Raw genomic sequence first — 18,601 nt, 5'->3', positions numbered from 1 at the left:
CAAATTGGCGTGTTTTATTATTAATTGTTAGATAGTTAGCTTAGACCCAAATTCAACTGTCTACGAATTGAAAAGAAAAAGGGCATCAGTTGATGCCCTTTGATTTTGGTTATGATGTCTGGTTTTCATCAACAACCCAGCACGCGATTTGCCGTTGCTCATAGCGTTTTAATGTTGGCTGTTCATTATGACACTTATCCTTTGCATGTCGGCACCGCGCATGAAACGCACACCCTTTGGGTGGGTTTAGAGGGCTGGGCAGCTCTCCCGTTAGCTTAATGCGCTCCAGTCGATGCTCTGGGTCTAGCCTAGGCGTGGCGGATAACAACGCTTGCGTATAAGGGTGTTGAGGAGATTTAAAAATTTCATCCGCTCGCCCTTTTTCGACACAGCGCCCCAAATACATCACCATGACTTCGTCCGCAATATGCTCTACCACCGACAGATCGTGTGAAATAAATACATAAGAAAGACCAAGCTCTTCCTGCAGGTCCATCATCAGGTTTAATACTTGGGCTTGTACCGACACATCCAAAGCAGAAACAGGTTCATCCGCGACAACGACTTCTGGATTCAACATCAAACCTCGCGCGATCGCGATACGTTGACGTTGCCCCCCGGAGAACATGTGCGGATAGCGATCATAATGCTCCGTTTTTAGGCCAACTTTCGCCATCATTTCCAGTGCACGGGCTTTGCGATCATCCCGATTCATCTCGGTATTTATCTCTAGAGGCTCTTCAAGAATTTGCCCTATTTTTTTCCTTGGATTCAGCGACCCATAGGGGTTTTGAAACACGATTTGGATTTTCTGGCGCCGAAGTTTATCCGACTCCGGATCACGCTTGAGTAAATCCTGCCCCTTAAAATCCAATGTCCCACCAGTCGGCTCCTCGATCATGGTCAACAGTCGACCGAGTGTCGATTTACCACACCCCGACTCACCGACCACGGCTAAGGTTTTACCACGCTCAAGCGTGAACGACACACCGTCCAAGGCTTTGACTTCAGCATCGGGTTTAAACAACCCTTGCTTCACGGGGTAGTATTTTTTCAAATCCACTGCATGGAGCAGCGGTGATTGCTCTTGATTCATCGCGTTGGCTCTCCATGCTCATTTAGCGGATAGTGGCATTTAACCGCACGCTCTGAAGGCCCCTGAATGACAGGCTCTTCCGTACGGCAGGTCTGAGTCGCATACGGGCAACGCGGATTCAGCATACAGCCCTGAGGTCTATCAAACAGACCAGGGACGACACCCGCTAGCGAATCAAGGCGACTCTTTCCGACTGAAGATTCCGGCAGTGAACGCAGCAATGCCTGTGTATAAGGATGCTTTGGCGCACTGAATATGTCAGCTGCAGCCCCTGTTTCTACTACCTGCCCTGCGTACATCACCATAACCTTGTGCGCAGCTTCCGCCACCAGCGCCAAATCATGCGTGATCAACACCAGTGCCATGTTCTGCTCTTTTTGCAAGTCGAGCAGTAAATCAATAATTTGAGCCTGAATGGTGACATCCAGTGCCGTTGTTGGCTCGTCTGCGATAAGCAAGCGAGGGTTACAAGCAATTGCCATCGCAATCATCACGCGCTGACTCATACCACCGGAGAGCTGATGCGGGTACACCTTTAATCGTGAACCGGGATCAGGGATCCCAACCAGACGCAGCAACTCTTCCGCTCGCGCTTTACGTGCTTTCTTGCTGCCGCCCTGATGCACTTCCAACGCTTCCATGATCTGATATCCCACTGTAAAACAGGGATTCAGACTGGTCATGGGGTCTTGGAAAATCATGGATATATCTGCACCCGTCAGCTTTTTACGCTCTTTGTCCGGCATCTCCAGTAAGTTTGAACCGTAAAAGTTCACCGAATCTGCACTGACACGTCCTGGGTAATCTATCAGCCCCATGATCGCCAACGAGCTGACGGATTTGCCCGAGCCTGACTCACCGACGATGCCAAGTATCTCGCCTTCATCAACGGTATAACTGATTTTATCAACCGCTTTAAACGGCGCACTCTCATCACCGAAATGCACAGAGAGCTGATTTACTTCTAATATCGCCATCTTGCTCTCCTACTGCTTCAGTTTCGGGTCGAGTGCATCCCGAAGGCCATCACCCATTAAGTTGAACGCCAGCACTGTCACCAAAATCGCCAATCCAGGGAAGGTAACAACCCACCATGCAGAGTTAATAAACTGCCTAGCATCTGCCAGCATCACACCCCATTCTGGTGTAGGAGGCTGTGCCCCAAGGCCCAAAAAGCCCAATGCAGCCATATCCAAAATCGCAGCTGAGAAACCGAGCGTCGCCTGAACAATCAACGGCGCAAGACAGTTGGGAAGCAGCACAGAGAACATTAAACGAAGATGCCCAGCACCTGCCACACGGGATGCAGTGACGTAATCACGGTTTATTTCTGCTAACACTGACGCGCGAGTTAGGCGCACGTAGTGAGGCAGGGAAACGAAAGATATCGCAAGGGATGCATTAAAGATGGAAGGGCCTAGAATCGCGACAATCGCTATCGCCAACAGCAAGCTTGGCAGGGCCAACATGATGTCAACAAGGCGCATGATGGCAGTATCAACCATGCCACCGAAGTAACCGGCGACTAACCCAAGAGCGACACCTAACACCAGCGACAGTACGACCACGAGGCAACCTATCAAGAGTGACAAGCGTGCACCATAAATCAAGCGAGACAGAATATCCCTGCCTACGTCGTCTGTGCCAAGAATGTAACTCCAGCTTCCGCCTTCAATCCACGCGGGAGGCACCAATAGCGCATCACGGAATTGTTCCGCAGGGTTGTGCGGTGCCACGATAGGTGCAAGAACCGCAACAACAATAACAAAGGCAATGTATATCAGCCCTGCTAATGCACCTTTATTGACTGAGAAGTATCCCCAGAATTCAGCAAACGGCGACAGCGGCTCGCGCTCTTGAGGAAGGTTCGTATTTTGTGTGGTTTCCGACATCGTTCCCCCTCCTATTTACCGTGACGAATACGTGGGTTAACGACACCGTAGAGAATATCTACGATAAGGTTAACAACGATTATGATGGTGGCCACCAGCAAAATTCCGCCTTGAACCACGGGATAGTCTCGACGTCCTATGGACTCAATTAGCCATTTCCCAATCCCTGGCCACGCAAAAATGGTTTCCGTCAAAATAGCACCTGACAACAAAATACCCACTTGCAAGCCAATCACCGTAATAACCGGTATAAGTGCATTGCGAAGGCCATGAATTAATACCACACGCCAAGGCATCAGGCCTTTCGCTCGTGCAGTTCGAATGTAATCTTCGCCCAGCACTTCTAACATGGAAGATCGCGTCATGCGGGCAATCACGGCTAAAGGAATCGTTCCAAGTGCAATGGCGGGTAGTATTAAGTGGTGCACGGCTGCGCCGAACGCGCCTTCTTCATCGGACAGCCAACTGTCTATCAACATAAATCCGGTGACTTCATCCACCCAGTAGGTGGCGTCATCCATGCGACCAGACACTGGTGTGAGATCTAGCCCGATAGAAAAGAAGAGAATGAGCAAAAGTGCCCACCAAAATATCGGCATGGAATAACCTGTCAGCGAGACAGCCATGACCGAGTGGTCAACGAAGGTCCCTCGCTTAACGGCGGCGATAACCCCAGCGGGAAGCCCAACAGCAATGGCAAACAAAGCAGCACAGAGCGCAAGCTCCATCGTCGCGGGAAACAACGTCATGAACTCTTTCATGACAGGTTCTTTGGTGATAAGTGAGGTACCGAGGTCCCCATGTAGAACGTTACCAATGTAGATGAAGTACTGTTCTAACATAGGTTTATCAAGGCCCAATTCTGCCATTAGCTGAGCATGACGTTCGGGAGAAACACCCCGCTCACCCGCCATGACTTCAATTGGGTCTCCCGGGATCATCCTGATAAGGGAAAAGGTCAGCAAGGTAATGCCGATAAACGTCGGGATCACCAACCCCAATCGTTTGAGAATAAACTGCAACATAAATCGACTCGCTCAATTGCGTGGTGACGCAAAAACCGCGGTCACGTCCTGCGACCGCGGTGTACTTTTGAATGACGTGATTATTCTTGGATGTCTACGCCATAGAAGATGTGACCACCAAATGGGTCAATCTTGTAGTCTTTCACTTCTTTACGTACAGGCTCGAAAACAACAGAGTGAGCAATGGTTACCCATGGTGCCTGCTCTTTGAAAACCACCTGTGCCTGTTCGTACAACTTGGTACGTTCTTCGACGTCTGCAGTTTTCTTCGCTTTCTGGATCAAGTCTTCAAACGGTTGGTAACACCACTGTGCGCGGTTAGAACCACCAACGCCTGAACAGCCAAGCAATACCGCAAGGAAGTTATCTGGGTCACCGTTGTCCCCTGTCCAACCTAACAGCACTGTATCGTGCTCACCGGCCTTTGAACGCTTGAGGTACTCACCCCATTCGTAAGTCACGATTTCCGCTTTCACACCCACTTTTGCCCAGTCTGCCTGAATAACTTCAGCCATACGGCGTGCATTTGGGTTGTATGGACGCTGAACAGGCATCGCCCAGATATTGGTTTCAAAGCCGTTTTCCAAACCCGCTTCTTTCAGCAAAGCTTTGGCTTTGTCCAAATCGTAGTTGTAATCAACTACCGCATCGTTGTATGACCAAATCGTAGGTGGGATTGGGTTTTTCGCTTCTTTACCCGCACCTTGGAATACCGCATCAATGATCGCACCTTTGTTCACTGCCATGTTCAACGCTTGGCGAACACGTACATCATCAAACGGTTTCTTCTGCGTATTGAAACCTAAATAACCCACATTCAGGCCTTCTTGGCTCATCAGGTTCACGACTTCATCAGACTGCATGCGTTTGAGATCTGCAGGGTTTGGATAAGGCATGACATGACACTCGCCCTTTTGCAGTTTTGCATAGCGAACGGATGCGTCCGGCGTAATGGAGAACACCAAACGATCGATAGGTGCCTTGCCTTCGAAATACTCAGGATGGGCTTTATAACGAATGGTTGAGTCTTTCTTATAGCCAGCGAGTGCAAATGGCCCCGTACCTACTGGCTCAAAGTCCAGTTTTTCTGGCGTACCCGCTTCAAGCATTTGATCTGCTTGCTCTGCTGACATGATTGACGCGAAATCCATTGCCAAGTTCGCGATGAAAGGAGCTTCTGGGCGAGTCAGGTTGAATTTCACCGTATAGTCATCAACCTTCTCGATGGAGTCGATCAAATCGCCCATTTCCATCGCATTGAAGTACTCGTATGAGCCGCCGGAAACTTTGTGGTAAGGATGCCCTTCATCTTTCTGACGCATAAAGGAGAAGATCACATCGTCGGCATTAAAGTCTCGAGACGGTTTGAAGTTTTTTGTTTTGTGAAACTTCACGCCCTCACGGAGCTTGAAGGTATAGGTAAGACCATCGTCAGAGACCGTCCAGGATTCTGCGAGCCCAGGGACAATTTTGGTGGTACCGCGCTCAAATTGAACTAATCGGTTAAATATTTGGCGAGAACTTGCATCGAACGTGGTGCCAGAGGTGTAGAGCGATGGGTTAAATCCTTCTGGAGATCCTTCAGAGCAATAAACCAGTGTTTTCGCTTGAACTCCAGCAGCCAGAGCTGACGCAATTAAAGCTGCACTCAGCTTCAACATTCCTGTTTTCATCGTTTGACTCCATGTGGTTTGAACGATAAATGGCCGCCCGATCAACCCACATCCAGGAATGGATGACATTTTCGCATTCCCATGCAATCAAACATGTAATGGTGGAAGGTTGATACTGCGTAGCGGCCGTTAGAAATTGCGCAAAATCGACGCAATTTGTTGATAGAAGAATCTGGCAAAGATTTCACAAAAAATCAACAAAGCAGCACAAAGTTCGATATTTAAACCAATGAATCGCATAACTAGTCAGTATTGCAATCGATTACAGAACACATAAAAACAAGCCACGAATGGATATATGTATATGTTTTCATTGCAGATTAACTAGTTACAATCACGCGACAATGACGCCACCCAAACAAACCAGTCACGAAGTGAGAAGGAAACAGAATAAAATATTTAAATGTTAATCAATGATATGAGTTCTTACATAATTTGCAGAATCTTTCGCCAGTTTATAACCAACTGGTCGAGTAATACTCGATAAAAGTGAATGTGTCTTAATGCATAAATAGAGAGATGTTTATGCATTAAACCCCCATCAATGATGCTTTTTCAGCATGACTCACTTCAAAAAAACGACAATTTTCCTATAAAGCACTACTGAAGCGGTCAAAAATAGAACACTCATCGTGAGTCTGTCAGTCACAGCAAGCCAGAGCCATGATGACTTATTCTATTTCTTCACTGCCTATTTGAAGAACGAGATAGAGGACAGCTAACCACTTGTACTAACGTGTTAACAACATCGATATCGAACCCAGTAAGTGCACGTAAAAACGCGGTCTAGGATAAATAGAGAGAAACTCGCTGAGTAGTAAAGAGGGAAGATTGAAGCAAATTGGATTGTAACGGTTAATAAGGATGATAGATCATCCTTTCACACCCGTCCCATCATGCTGAAAGCATGACAATCTATTACTTTCCATTTGCCCAAAACGACGAAAGCCCGCTCTACTGAGCGGGCTCTCTAAATGTGGTCGATGAAGAGAGATTAGTACGGGGCGGCCTTCCGCACCCGACCCATCTTGCTGAAAGCATGACAATTCACGACTTTCTATTGGTTCAAAACGACGAAAGCCCGCTCTACTGAGCGGGCTTTCTGAATGTGGTCGGTGAAGAGGGATTCGAACCCCCGACCCTCTGGTCCCAAACCAGATGCGCTACCAAACTGCGCTATTCACCGAGTGGGGTGGCTGACGGGACTTGAACCCGCGACAACCGGAATCACAATCCGGGACTCTACCAACTGAGCTACAGCCACCACAATATTTTGCCGAGTTTCTTGTCCGGGCTGGCTCCCCGTCCGCATTTACGAGCAAACACTCAAAACACAGTCTAAAACGACGAAAGCCCGCTTAATTTAGCGGGCTCTCTGAATGTGGTCGGTGAAGAGGGATTCGAACCCCCGACCCTCTGGTCCCAAACCAGATGCGCTACCAAACTGCGCTATTCACCGAGTGGGGTGGCTGACGGGACTTGAACCCGCGACAACCGGAATCACAATCCGGGACTCTACCAACTGAGCTACAGCCACCACAAATATTTCGCCAAAATTTCTTTTCCGGATTGGCGCACCCGACAGGATTCGAACCTGCGACCTTTGGCTCCGGAGGCCAACGCTCTATCCAGCTGAGCTACGGGCGCTTGCCCCTGTCGGCGGAGTCGAATATTACGGATATCGACTCATGCCGTCTAGCACTTTTTTTAATTTTTTTCCTGAACGGTTCAATTTTACACAATCAGGCGTAAAACAGTGCGGGGAGTCGCCATCATAACGGTTCCCTGCAACAATCTAAAGAGCTATAATCACTTAATGTTTACACGGAGTTAACGTAATTTGTGATTAACTTCGTCGTTTACTTCATCACAATTGTGAAAAAGGTCGTCCCACTTACGGATCCCGTAAAAAAAATTGTGATAAAAATAGCTAACTGCATAAAAAACGCCCGTTCTATCGGAGCGATAAATGAAATTGGGAGTGCAATCGTGAGCGCAAAGGGAATTTTTTTACGTCGTCTAGCCGTGTCAGCCGTCACTGCTCTGTCTCTGATAGGTGCAGCACACGCTGCCGATATGTCCGAAGAAGCCATTGCTGAACGTATCGCCCCGGTTGGTTCTGTTTACTTAGATGGTGAAGCACCGGTAACCGAGACAGCGGCAGCACCATCCGGTCCGCGAACAGGCGAAGCCATTTACAATACCTTCTGTATGGCCTGTCACTCTACTGGCGTTGCTGGCGCACCTAAGATCGGTGATGCTGCTGCATGGGAGCCACGTTTAGCTCAAGGTCGCGACATCCTAAATGATCACGCGATCAACGGCTTCAATGGGATGCCAGCGAAAGGCACCTGTATGGATTGCTCTGATGACGAGATCATAGCGACCATTGATTACATGATTGCTCAGTAGCAAAGCGGAACAAAAAAGCGACCCCGGTAGGTCGCTTTTTTAGTCTTCGATTAGTCTTTTTTCAGCATGGCACGAAGGTTCGCAATTGCCGCCTGCCCTTTTGCCATTCGCTCTTCTTGTGTCTGGGGCTTTTTCTTTTCTTCCCACTCCACATCGTCGTAAGGCAACTCTTCAAGAAATCGGCTTGGCATCGGCTTAATTAGCTCGCCATATTGTCGGCGTTCTTTACAAAGGGTGAACGTCATTTCGCGTTGCGCCCGAGTGATACCAACATATGCAAGGCGTCGCTCTTCTTCGACATTGTCTTCATCGATACTGGATTGGTGAGGTAGCAGACCTTCCTCCATCCCAATCAGATAAACAAACGGGAACTCCAGCCCCTTTGAAGCGTGAAGCGTCATTAGTTGCACCTGGTCGGCATCATCACTGTCTTCACCCCGCTCCATCATGTCGCGAAGCGTCAAACGCTGGACCACTTCACGCAATGTTTTAGGCTCGTTGTCGTAGTTATCACCTTCAAGATCAGCAACAATCCAACTGTAGAGATCAGACACGTTTTTCATCTGCATTTCGGCAGCTTTAGGGCTCGATGCAGTCTCATACAGCCAATCTTCATAATGTGAATCACGCACCAATGAGCGCACGGCTTCGACTGCATTACCGCGCTCAAACTCATCTGACAATTCTACAATCCACCGCGTAAACCGTTGGAGGGATTCTAGGCCTCGGCCATTGAGGTGTTGCTGAAGACCCAACTCAAAGCTAGCCGCAAACAAGCTTTTACCGCGCATGTTAGCGTAGGTTCCCAACTTCTCCAGTGTCACCGGTCCTATTTCTCGGCGCGGTGTGTTCACAATGCGCAGGAATGCATTGTCATCGTCTTGGTTGGTCAGGAGACGAAGGTAGGCCATGATGTCTTTGATTTCTGCACGGGCAAAAAACGACGTCCCACCAGAAATTTTATAAGGAATCCGGTTTTGCATCAGGGCTTTTTCAAACAAACGAGACTGGTGGTTTCCTCGATACAAAATCGCGTAATCTTTGTAGTCGGAGCGATGCATGTAGCGATGCGCAATAATTTCACCGACTACACGCTCTGCTTCATGGTCTTCATTGTTGGCCTTCAGCACTTTTAGCATTTCGCCATCAGGCAATGCTGAGAACAGCGTTTTTTCGAACACATGCGGATTATTGGCAATCAAAATGTTTGCGGATCGAAGAATGCGGCTGGTCGAGCGGTAGTTTTGCTCTAATTTGATGACTTTCAGGCTTGGAAAATCCTGGCTCAGCATTAACAGGTTTTTAGGCTGAGCACCACGCCAGCTATATATTGACTGGTCATCGTCCCCCACCACGGTAAATCGCGCCCGTTCGCCCACCAGCAACTTTACCAGTTGATACTGGCTGGTATTGGTATCTTGGTACTCATCCACCAAGAGGTACCGGATCTTACTTTGCCAACGCTCACGAACATCCTGGTTGGTTTTTAATAAGATCACTGGCATCAAAATCAGGTCATCAAAATCCAGCGCGTTGTAGGCTTTCATTTGCTTTTGATACATGCCATAGCAGTGCGCGAAGAGTTGGTCTTGCTCTCCGATCGCCGACGATTCAGCCATCGTGGGCGTCATCATGTCGTTTTTCCAATTGGAAATCTTATGGAGAAGCTGTTTCAGAAGATCTTTGTCGCCGTCCAGTTCATCTTCCGTCAGCTCTTTGAGCAATGCCATTTGGTCTTGGTCATCAAATAAAGAGAATCCCGCTTTTAATCCCAATACCTTGTATTCACGTCGAATAATATTCAGACCTAGGGTATGGAATGTAGAGACCATCAAGCCGCGAGCTTCCTCTTTACTCAAGGTCTGAGCGACACGCTCTTTCATTTCTCTTGCCGCTTTATTGGTAAATGTGACTGCAGCAATATGGCGTGCTTTGTAATCGCACTTCTGGACGAGGTACGCAATTTTGTTGGTAATAACGCGCGTTTTACCCGATCCCGCTCCTGCCAACACTAAGCACGGGCCCGATACATGGTGCACAGCATCATTCTGGGCAGGGTTCAGTTTCATGGTGTCCTCATCATCTCTTTAATGCGATTTGCTTGAGTATTGTAAAAGGAAAGGTTCTTCAGTTCATTACTCAAAAAAAATGAACAAATCTTTTACAGTTTTGTCTTGAAGTGTGTATCAATATTAATACAATGAATGAACGTTCATTCACTTGTCTCGTTTTATGTCAGATAAAAAAACACAAATTCTGGAAGCAACAGAAAGATTGCTGGCAAAACATGGCTTTGATCGCCTATCGATGCAGATGGTCGCCAAAGAAGCAGGGGTTGCCGCAGGCACGATATACCGCTACTTCACAGACAAAAACGACCTTTTGGTTCAACTGCGTACCCATGTCGTCAGCCACTGTGCCGCAAAGATGATGGTCGGGTACTCAGACGATCTACCACTACGTGAACAGTTCAACATTTTTTGGCGTAACGCGTGGGAACTGACAATCAGTCGAGACGACAACGCGATTAACCGTGAACAGTTCGACAGCTTGCCGTATGAGAACACGCGCGAACAAAAAATGACAGAGCGCGAAGTCTTTTCCCCTATTCACCACTTTTTTCAACACGGCATCGCAAATGGAATATTCAAACCTTTGGGCGCTGACGTGCTATCCAGTATCGGCATAGAACCTGCCATCTGTTTAGCTCGCAAACAGGTTCGAGGGGTTATAAACCTTGACGCTTCTTCTTTGGAAGCCGTTATTAACGCTTGTTGGGACGCTATCAGCCTTCATACAGAATCGGAGTTATCTAAACAATGAAGAAATGGGTAATCATGCTCGCTATTGTTGCCGCTATGGCAGCACCTGTTCTCTACAAATTGAATGAGAACATGGCGAAGTTTGAACAGTTTAAGAACATGCCTGAACCGGAATTCCCGGTGACCGTTGCCACTTTGGAAACCGCTCAATGGGTACCAACCATTGAAGCTATCGGTTTTGTTGAACCTAATCAGGGTGTCACCCTCACTACGGAAGTGAGCGGCATCATCGATAAGATTAACTTTGAATCAGGGCAAACTGTCCGTACAGGCGATGTCCTGCTAACACTCGACTCCAAAGTAGAAGTGGCGAACCTAAAAAGTACGCAAGCCCGCTTACCTGCAGCAGAAGCCAAGTTTAAACGTTATCAAGGCCTGTTCCGTCAAGGTTCCATCTCTAAAGAAGCACTGGATGAAGCGGAAGCAAATTTCCGCTCGCTACAAGCAGATGTAGAAAGCCTGAAAGCCTCAATCGAACGCCGAACCATTGATGCCCCATTCGACGGCATCGTGGGTCTGCGTAACGTTTATTTGGGTGAATATCTGCAACCAGGCAATGAAATTGTTCGCCTTGAAGATACCTCAGTGATGCGTCTTCGCTTTACCGTTCCGCAGACTGACATCGCGAAAATCACACTGGGTCAGCAAGTTGATATCTCCGTTGACGCGTACCCGAATACACCATTTACAGGCAAGATCAGCGCAATTGAGCCTGCGGTTAACTTCCAAAGCGGTTTGATTCAGGTTCAAGCGAGTATCCCAAACAACCATGGACAGCTTCGTTCGGGCATGTTTGCTCGCGCAAACATCATTCTGCCGACCGTCGAAGATCAAATTGTTGTCGACCAAACTGCCATCAATTTTGCTCTGTATGGCGATAATGTGTTCGTGCTGTACGAAGACGAAGAAGGTCAAACCCGTGCGAAACAGCAGGTTGTGAAGGTAGCAGAACGTAAAGGTCACATCGCACACATTGTGGAAGGCCTGAAAGCAGGCGACCGCGTCGTGACATCTGGTCAAGTACGTCTGAGTAACAAATCGAAAGTGCGAATGGTCGAGAGCGATGCACTGAACCCACCAGCCGAGCTGCCACAGCTGTAAGGGATCGCAATGAAATTTACCGATATATTTATAAAACGTCCGGTATTGGCGATCTCGATAAGCTTTCTTATCGCCCTGCTTGGCCTGCAGTCGATGTTTAAGATGCAGGTTCGGGAATACCCGGATATGACCAACACTGTGGTCACCATTAGTACAGGGTACTACGGTGCCAGTGCCGACCTTATTCAGGGGTTTATTACCACACCTCTGGAACAAGCAGTGGCGCAAGCGGACAACATTGATTTCATGACGTCTGAATCCGTATTGGGTAAATCCACCATTACGGCATACATGAAGCTCAATACCGATCCAAATGCGGCTCTGGCAGATATTCTAGCCAAGGTAAACTCGGTACGTGCACAGTTGCCAAGTGAATCAGAAGATCCGTCAGTGTCGATGTCGACAGGTTCAACAACCGCTGTCATGTACATTGGCTTTACATCTAAAGACCTCGATTCCAGCCAAATCACTGACTACTTGGAGCGTGTGACTAAACCACAGCTGTTTACCGTTAGTGGCGTTGCCAGTATCGACTTGTACGGCGGTTTGAAATACGCATTGCGTGTATGGCTGGATCCCGCAAAAATGGCGGCGTTTAACCTCACCGCAACCGACGTCATGGGTGTGTTGAATGCAAACAACTTCCAGTCGGCGACGGGTCAAGCCGTTGGCACCTACATGGTTTATAACGGTGCGGCAGACACGCAGGTTTCTGATACTGATGAGCTGAAACGTCTGGTTGTGGCTACACAAGAAGGACAGGTCATTCGACTGGGTGATATTGCCTCAGTATCTCTGGAGAAAAGCCATGATGTATATCGTGCGACTGCAAACGGCTCTGAAGCTGTAGTCGCAGCAATCAATGCCGCTCCGACAGCCAACCCGATCAACATTGCCGCTGATATTCTGGCGAAATTGCCTGAGTTAGAAAGCAATATGCCGGAAAACATCACCATGAAGGTGATGTATGACTCCACTGTCGCTATCAATGAATCGATTCATGAGGTGGTTAAAACCATCATTGAAGCCGCTTTGATTGTACTTGTCGTGATCACCCTATTCTTGGGGTCATTCCGTGCCGTACTTATTCCTATCATCACTATTCCACTCTCATTGATTGGCGTGGCAATGATGATGGAATTGTTCGGCTTCTCGCTGAATCTGATGACTCTGCTCGCCATGGTACTGGCCATCGGTCTGGTGGTGGATGATGCGATCGTTGTTCTAGAAAACGTCGACCGACACATAAAGCTTGGCGAATCACCTTTCAGGGCTGCCATCATTGGTACCCGTGAAATTGCAGTGCCCGTTATTTCAATGACACTGACATTGGCTGCGGTGTATGCCCCAATCGCATTGATGGGCGGTATTACAGGCTCTCTATTTAAAGAGTTCGCCCTGACACTTGCGGGGGCGGTATTTGTCTCAGGCATTATTGCACTGACACTGTCTCCAATGATGTGTTCGAAGATGCTGAAAGCCAATGAGAAACCCAGCAAGTTCGAATCGAAAGTCCACCACTTCCTTGATGGAATGACAGAACGTTACGCGAAAATGCTGGGTACTATCATGAGTATGCGCCCAGTGGTTATTACCTTCGCAGTAATTATCTTCCTTAGCCTTCCAATGCTATTCAAACTCATCCCGAGTGAGTTAGCACCAGCGGAGGATAAAGGCGTACTGGTGATGATGGGTACGGCACCGTCGACCGCTAACCTTGATTACATCGAAAACACCATGGATGAGGTGAACAAGAAGCTTGCCGAACAGCCAGAAGTGGCGTTTTCTCAAGTATTCTCAGGTGTACCTAAGTCAAACCAGGCATTTGGTATCGCATCACTGGTGCCATGGAGCGAGCGTGAAGCGAGTCAGGCCGAAGTGGTTGCCCGCATGGCAGAGGAAGTGAAAGACATTCCTGGCATGGCGGTAACGACATTCCAAATGCCAGAGCTTCCAGGTGCTTCATCTGGTCTACCTATTCAGTTCGTGATCACCACACCGAACAACTTCGAAAGCCTGTTCCAAGTTGCCTCTGATGTGCTAGCTGAAGTGAAGAGCAATCCGCAGTTTGTTTATTCAGACATGGATTTGAACTTCGATTCTGCCACGATGAAAATCAATATCGATAAGGACAAAGCTGGCGCATACGGTGTAACCATGCAAGATATCGGTATCACCTTGGGCACCATGATGGCAGATGGTTACGTAAACCGCATCGACCTTGATGGCCGCTCGTATGAAGTGATTCCACAGGTAGAACGTAAATACCGCCAGAATCCAGAGTCGATTGAAGGGTACTATGTACGCGCAGCCAATGGTGATGCCATCCCTCTGGGGTCATTGGTCACCATTGATGTTATTGCTGAACCTCGTGCTCTGCCACACTTCAACCAGCTAAATTCTGCCACTATCAGCGTTGCAGCAGCAGGTATGCCAATGGGTGATGCCATTGCCTGGTTCGAAAACGTCGCTAAAGAGAAGCTTCCTGCGGGCTACCAACATGACTATTTGGGTGAGTCCCGTCAGTATGTGACAGAAGGCAGTGCTCTGGTCGGTACCTTCATGTTGGCACTGGCGGTGATCTTCCTTGTTCTGGCTATCCAGTTCGAATCACTGCGTGACCCACTCGTGATACTGGTTTCGGTACCTCTCGCTATCTGTGGTGCGTTGATTGCTCTGGCTTCCGGCGCTGCAACAATGAACATCTACTCTCAGGTCGGCCTGATCACCCTGATTGGTCTTATCACCAAGCACGGTATCTTGATTTGTGAAGTGGCCAAAGAGGAACAATTGTTACGTGGCATGTCGAAGATGGAAGCAGTCATGGAGGCAGCGAAGGTGCGTCTTCGTCCAATCCTGATGACCACAGCGGCAATGATTGCGGGCCTAATTCCACTGATGTATGCGACAGGCGCAGGTGCCGCACAGCGCTTCAGTATCGGTATCGTAATCGTGGCAGGCCTGTCAATCGGCACCCTGTTTACGCTGTTTGTACTTCCCGTCATTTATACCTACCTGGCTAGCAAGCATGAACCGTTGCCGGAATTTGAAGAAGACCAAGACATCGCACAGCTGGAAAAGCCAGCTCACTGATTTGGCGTTCTGATCTAAAAGGCCTCGTTTGAGGCCTTTTTCATTTTCAAACGTACATTTCTGTGTTGTAGGCCGCCATAAGGCATGCAAGACACTTTCGACAAAAGGTCGGGGGTTGCTTAGAATAACGACATCAAAATAAGGAGTAACGCATGTTCGACCCAAAGAAATTGGAGCAAATTGCCAAGCAAATCCATGAATCTATGCCAAAGCCGGTGCGTGATCTGGGCAACGATGTTGAACAGAAAGTTCGTGAAGTAATTCAATCTCAACTTTCGAAGCTGGATGTAGTAAGCCGTGAAGAGTTTGATGTGCAAACTCAAGTTCTGCTTCGCACCCGTCAAAAGCTGACAGAAATGGAACAGAAACTGGCCGAGTTCGAGCAAAAGCTGAATGAGAAAAGCGACGCCTAATCGCCGCTTCAGCTAAAAAAGACAGACACAAAAAACCCGGCCTTAGCCGGGTTTTTCTTAGCCTTTACTGAGGATTAATCACCAACAGCAATGCGTTTCATGTCAGTCATGTAGCCACGCAATTCTTGACCAATCCACTCCACTGGGTGATTGCGCAGTGCATCGTTAACCGCAATTAGGGTTGCGTTGTCGGCATCATTACCAACATCGCCCAAGCCTTTACCGATAACGTCTGTGCCTACACCCGGCATAAATTTCTCACGTAGCAGAGGTGTAGCAACATTTGCGAACAGGTAGTTACCGTATTCTGCAGTATCTGAGATAACCACATTCATTTCGTACAGACGCTTACGTGCAACGGTGTTTGCAATCAATGGCAGCTCATGAAGAGATTCATAGTAAGCAGACTCTTCGATGATGCCAGAAGCAGTCATCGCTTCAAACGCTAGCTCAACACCCGCGCGAACCATAGCAACCATCAAAATACCGTTGTCGAAATACTCTTGTTCAGAGATCTTCACGTCTGAATCTGGGTATTGCTCGAACGCCGTTTCAGCAGTTTCTGCGCGCCAGCCCAACAGGTTTGCATCATCATTCGCCCAGTCAGCCATCATGGTCGAAGAGAAATGACCTGAGATAATGTCATCCATGTGTTTGTTGTACAGTGGACGCATCAGATCTTTCAGATCTTCAGAAAGTTCGAATGCCTTGATCTTCGCAGGGTTAGACAGGCGATCCATCATGTGGGTAATACCACCAAACTTCAGGGCCTCAGTGATAGTTTCCCAACCGAATTGCAGCAGCTTACCGGCATAGCTTGGGTCAATACCGTCAGCAACCATCTTCTCGTAACATACGATAGAACCCGCCTGAAGCATGCCACACAGAATGGTTTGCTCACCCATCAGGTCAGATTTCACTTCCGCTACGAAAGAAGACTCCAGAACACCAGCACGGTGTCCGCCAGTTGCTGCCGCCCATGCTTTCGCGATCTCATGGCCTTCGCCTTTCGGATCATTTTCTGGGTGAACAGCCATCAGCGTTGGTACACCGAAACCACGCTTGTATTCTTCGCGTACTTCAGTGCCTGGACACTTAGGTGCAACCATCACCACGGTGATATCGCTGCGGATTTGCATGCCTTCTTCAACGATGTTGAAACCGTGAGAGTAACCCAGTGCTGCACCTTCTTTCATCAGAGGCATGACTGCGGTAACTACTGCAGTGTGCTGCTTATCTGGGGTAAGGTTAACAACCAAATCCGCTTGCGGGATCAGGTTTTCGTAGTTATCTACGTTGAAGCCATTTTCTTTGGCGTTTTTGTATGACTGGCGCTGCTCGTCGATCGCAGCCTGACGCAGAGCATAAGACACGTCTAGACCCGAGTCGCGCATGTTAAGGCCTTGGTTCAAACCCTGCGCACCACAACCTACGATGACAACCTTTTTGCCTTTTAGGAAATCTGCTTCGTTCGCAAATTCTGCTTTGTCCATAAAGCGGCAAACACCAAGCTGAGCAAGTTGCTCGCGCAGGTTCAAGGTATTGAAATAGTTAGACATGTCGAATACTCCGTGAAGAAAATGTTGTCCTTGAGCGATAACCACATGACAAGCTGTGTTATCGAATTGTCCCCATCATAGATCAGGCATTTAGTTGCTTAAAGTGATATATTCACAACAAGTAATTGCGTTTTTTGCAACATGGAAGTCTTGCGATGAACATTAAATATTTGCAGTTGTTCATACATTTATGCGACAGCAAAAGCTTTTCAAAAACGGCAGCGGCGATGCATGTCAGCCCCTCCGCACTGAGCCGTCAAATTCAAAGGCTGGAGCAAGAAGCTGAGCAACAGCTTTTTCAACGGGATAATCGCAGTGTCGAGCTTACTGCTGCTGGCAAAAAGCTTCTGCCTATCGCACTCAAAATTTTGAATGAGTGGCAGCAATACCAAGCCCAATTCAATACATCAGAGAACGAACTCGTCGGTGAAATCCGCCTATTCTGCTCGGTCACGGCAAGCTATAGCCATCTTCCTGAGCTACTTTCAGAGTTCAGGCTTCGTCATCCTCGCATTGAATTGAAAGTCTCGACCGGTGATCCCGCACAAGCGATTGATAAAGTCCTGTCAGATGACGCAGATATAGCAATCTCCGCGCGCCCAGAGCAGCTACCTGCGAAAATCGCGTTCGAACCTATCAGCGATATTCCATTGTCAGTAATCGCCCCAGCTGGCGTTAGCAGCTTCGCTGACACGCTTCACAGTCCAACACCTGACTGGTCATCGGTGCCGTTTATTGTGCCTGAGGCAGGAACAGCAAGAGAGCGTGCGAATACTTGGTTTAAGAAAATGAAGATAAAGCCAAGCATCTACGCACAAGTGTCCGGCCATGAAGCCATCGTCAGTATGGTAGCTCTCGGTTGTGGAGTCGGTATTGCGCCGGATGTGGTGATCAATAACAGTCCAGTCAGAGAAAAGATTGAGCGCTTAAAGGTCGCGCCGATCAAACCGTTTGAGCTGGGCGTTTGCTGCCTACGTTCACAAAAGGAAAATCCGCTGATTGCCGCGCTTTGGGAGGTGGCGGAGGAAAAGTCCATCTAACCTTTCGCTCACTTTCGATACTGTCTCAGCATCGCGATTCTTAGCCACACCGATATAAATTACTGATGACTATCCTCTCTTTATAACGAGGCATAAGAGAGGTAGGTCATGAGCGTAATAGAACGAATAGGAAAAGCATTAGAACCGTTGATGCTGGTAATGGGGCTAGTCAGCCCAATCGCAACGCTACCTCAGATCTACAAACTTTACTTCTCGCACACCGAACATGCCGCAGGTTTGTCACTCACGACCTGGGTGCTCTATTCATTTATCGCTATGCTTTGGACTATTTACGGACTTTACCACAAGAACCCGACCATTTGGGTTGGCAACGGGCTAGGCTTTTTGATGTATCTCGCCATGGTGGCAGGGATCATTGTGCGAGTAGGGATAACGTTTTAGACGACATTCGGCCATGTAAAAAGCACGCTAAGTGTTTTTTACAAATCGCAGACGAAAGAAAGCCCTGCTATTG

Annotated in this window: 14 protein-coding genes and 5 tRNA genes; 7 read left to right on the top strand and 12 right to left on the bottom strand. The window is 48.2% G+C overall.

What is annotated here, in order from left to right; all coding sequences use genetic code 11:
• Positions 1-109: 109 nt before the first annotated feature.
• The 10 genes from LRP49_RS12350 to LRP49_RS12305 form a co-directional block, all read right to left on the bottom strand.
• Entirely contained in the window at positions 110-1,096 is a 987-nt protein-coding gene (locus LRP49_RS12350) for a peptide ABC transporter ATP-binding protein (protein WP_274142511.1), read from the bottom strand.
• Positions 1,093-2,073 (bottom strand): dipeptide ABC transporter ATP-binding protein, encoded by a 981-nt coding sequence (gene dppD, locus LRP49_RS12345; RefSeq protein WP_274142510.1) that lies wholly within the window; start codon positions 2,071-2,073, stop codon positions 1,093-1,095. Before dppD ends, LRP49_RS12350 begins: the two co-directional genes overlap by 4 nt.
• 9 nt (positions 2,074-2,082) lie before the next feature.
• Positions 2,083-2,988, bottom strand: a complete 906-nt coding sequence (gene dppC / locus LRP49_RS12340; RefSeq protein ID WP_274142509.1) for a dipeptide ABC transporter permease DppC — start codon at positions 2,986-2,988, stop codon at positions 2,083-2,085.
• A gap of 11 nt (positions 2,989-2,999) precedes the next feature.
• Positions 3,000-4,013 (bottom strand): ABC transporter permease subunit, encoded by a 1,014-nt coding sequence (locus LRP49_RS12335; protein ID WP_274142508.1) that lies wholly within the window; start codon positions 4,011-4,013, stop codon positions 3,000-3,002.
• Between the two features lie 80 nt (positions 4,014-4,093).
• Positions 4,094-5,686, bottom strand: coding sequence for an ABC transporter substrate-binding protein (locus tag LRP49_RS12330; protein WP_274142506.1), 1,593 nt, complete (start codon positions 5,684-5,686; stop codon positions 4,094-4,096).
• Positions 5,687-6,795: 1,109 nt separating this feature from the next.
• A tRNA-Pro gene (locus LRP49_RS12325) sits at positions 6,796-6,872 on the bottom strand.
• Between the two features lie 2 nt (positions 6,873-6,874).
• Positions 6,875-6,950 (bottom strand) — tRNA-His (locus LRP49_RS12320).
• Positions 6,951-7,068: 118 nt separating this feature from the next.
• Positions 7,069-7,145, bottom strand: a tRNA-Pro gene (locus LRP49_RS12315).
• Positions 7,146-7,147: 2 nt separating this feature from the next.
• Positions 7,148-7,223: transfer RNA gene (locus tag LRP49_RS12310), tRNA-His, on the bottom strand.
• 33 nt (positions 7,224-7,256) lie between these two features.
• Positions 7,257-7,333 (bottom strand) — tRNA-Arg (locus tag LRP49_RS12305).
• Between the two features lie 342 nt (positions 7,334-7,675).
• Here LRP49_RS12305 and LRP49_RS12300 point away from each other — a divergent pair.
• Positions 7,676-8,098 carry a c-type cytochrome gene (locus LRP49_RS12300; RefSeq protein ID WP_274142505.1) on the top strand — a complete coding sequence of 141 codons (423 nt, stop codon included), beginning with the start codon at positions 7,676-7,678 and terminating at the stop codon, positions 8,096-8,098.
• 50 nt (positions 8,099-8,148) lie between these two features.
• Here LRP49_RS12300 and rep read toward each other — a convergent pair whose 3' ends face one another.
• Positions 8,149-10,167 (bottom strand): DNA helicase Rep, encoded by a 2,019-nt coding sequence (gene rep, locus LRP49_RS12295; RefSeq protein ID WP_274142504.1) that lies wholly within the window; start codon positions 10,165-10,167, stop codon positions 8,149-8,151.
• A 163-nt stretch (positions 10,168-10,330) separates the two neighbouring features.
• Between rep and LRP49_RS12290 the strand changes: the two genes are divergently transcribed.
• The 4 genes from LRP49_RS12290 to ubiK all read left to right on the top strand — a co-directional run bounded on the left by LRP49_RS12290 (position 10,331) and on the right by ubiK (position 15,527).
• Positions 10,331-10,921 carry a TetR/AcrR family transcriptional regulator gene (locus LRP49_RS12290; protein WP_274142503.1) on the top strand — a complete coding sequence of 197 codons (591 nt, stop codon included), beginning with the start codon at positions 10,331-10,333 and terminating at the stop codon, positions 10,919-10,921.
• A complete protein-coding gene (locus LRP49_RS12285; protein ID WP_274142502.1) occupies positions 10,918-12,021 on the top strand; it encodes an efflux RND transporter periplasmic adaptor subunit in 1,104 nt (367 codons plus the stop codon). Before LRP49_RS12290 ends, LRP49_RS12285 begins: the two co-directional genes overlap by 4 nt.
• A gap of 9 nt (positions 12,022-12,030) precedes the next feature.
• Positions 12,031-15,114 carry a multidrug efflux RND transporter permease subunit gene (locus LRP49_RS12280; RefSeq protein WP_274142501.1) on the top strand — a complete coding sequence of 1,028 codons (3,084 nt, stop codon included), beginning with the start codon at positions 12,031-12,033 and terminating at the stop codon, positions 15,112-15,114.
• Between the two features lie 152 nt (positions 15,115-15,266).
• Positions 15,267-15,527 (top strand): ubiquinone biosynthesis accessory factor UbiK, encoded by a 261-nt coding sequence (gene ubiK, locus LRP49_RS12275; RefSeq protein ID WP_274142500.1) that lies wholly within the window; start codon positions 15,267-15,269, stop codon positions 15,525-15,527.
• 74 nt (positions 15,528-15,601) lie between these two features.
• Here ubiK and ilvC read toward each other — a convergent pair whose 3' ends face one another.
• On the bottom strand, positions 15,602-17,086 hold the full coding sequence (ilvC, locus tag LRP49_RS12270) for a ketol-acid reductoisomerase (protein WP_274142499.1): 1,485 nt from the start codon (positions 17,084-17,086) through the stop codon (positions 15,602-15,604).
• Positions 17,087-17,241: 155 nt separating this feature from the next.
• Here ilvC and ilvY point away from each other — a divergent pair, with 155 nt between their 5' ends.
• Together ilvY and LRP49_RS12260 are read left to right on the top strand one after the other, a co-directional pair.
• Positions 17,242-18,126 (top strand): HTH-type transcriptional activator IlvY, encoded by an 885-nt coding sequence (gene ilvY / locus LRP49_RS12265; protein WP_274142498.1) that lies wholly within the window; start codon positions 17,242-17,244, stop codon positions 18,124-18,126.
• A gap of 108 nt (positions 18,127-18,234) precedes the next feature.
• Positions 18,235-18,528, top strand: a complete 294-nt coding sequence (locus LRP49_RS12260) for a SemiSWEET transporter (protein WP_274142497.1) — start codon at positions 18,235-18,237, stop codon at positions 18,526-18,528.
• The last annotated feature ends 73 nt before the right edge of the window (positions 18,529-18,601 follow it).

The organism is Enterovibrio qingdaonensis, assembly GCF_028683135.1.
GTDB classification, from domain to species: domain Bacteria; phylum Pseudomonadota; class Gammaproteobacteria; order Enterobacterales; family Vibrionaceae; genus Enterovibrio; species Enterovibrio qingdaonensis.
The sequence above is the reverse complement of the archived record's forward strand: the minus strand, read 5'-3'. Positions and strand labels throughout refer to the sequence as shown.

Bases quoted from the DNA above. Each gene is read 5' to 3' on its own strand.
- LRP49_RS12350 (WP_274142511.1), bottom strand. From the start codon at position 1,096: ATGAATCAAGAGCAATCACCGCTGCTCCATGCAGTGGATTTGAAAAAA.
- dppD (WP_274142510.1), bottom strand. From the start codon at position 2,073: ATGGCGATATTAGAAGTAAATCAGCTCTCTGTGCATTTCGGTGATGAG.
- dppC (WP_274142509.1), bottom strand. From the start codon at position 2,988: ATGTCGGAAACCACACAAAATACGAACCTTCCTCAAGAGCGCGAGCCG.
- LRP49_RS12335 (WP_274142508.1), bottom strand. From the start codon at position 4,013: ATGTTGCAGTTTATTCTCAAACGATTGGGGTTGGTGATCCCGACGTTT.
- LRP49_RS12330 (WP_274142506.1), bottom strand. From the start codon at position 5,686: ATGAAAACAGGAATGTTGAAGCTGAGTGCAGCTTTAATTGCGTCAGCT.
- rep (WP_274142504.1), bottom strand. From the start codon at position 10,167: ATGAAACTGAACCCTGCCCAGAATGATGCTGTGCACCATGTATCGGGC.
- LRP49_RS12290 (WP_274142503.1), top strand. From the start codon at position 10,331: ATGTCAGATAAAAAAACACAAATTCTGGAAGCAACAGAAAGATTGCTG.
- LRP49_RS12285 (WP_274142502.1), top strand. From the start codon at position 10,918: ATGAAGAAATGGGTAATCATGCTCGCTATTGTTGCCGCTATGGCAGCA.
- LRP49_RS12280 (WP_274142501.1), top strand. From the start codon at position 12,031: ATGAAATTTACCGATATATTTATAAAACGTCCGGTATTGGCGATCTCG.
- ubiK (WP_274142500.1), top strand. From the start codon at position 15,267: ATGTTCGACCCAAAGAAATTGGAGCAAATTGCCAAGCAAATCCATGAA.
- ilvC (WP_274142499.1), bottom strand. From the start codon at position 17,086: ATGTCTAACTATTTCAATACCTTGAACCTGCGCGAGCAACTTGCTCAG.
- ilvY (WP_274142498.1), top strand. From the start codon at position 17,242: ATGAACATTAAATATTTGCAGTTGTTCATACATTTATGCGACAGCAAA.
- LRP49_RS12260 (WP_274142497.1), top strand. From the start codon at position 18,235: ATGAGCGTAATAGAACGAATAGGAAAAGCATTAGAACCGTTGATGCTG.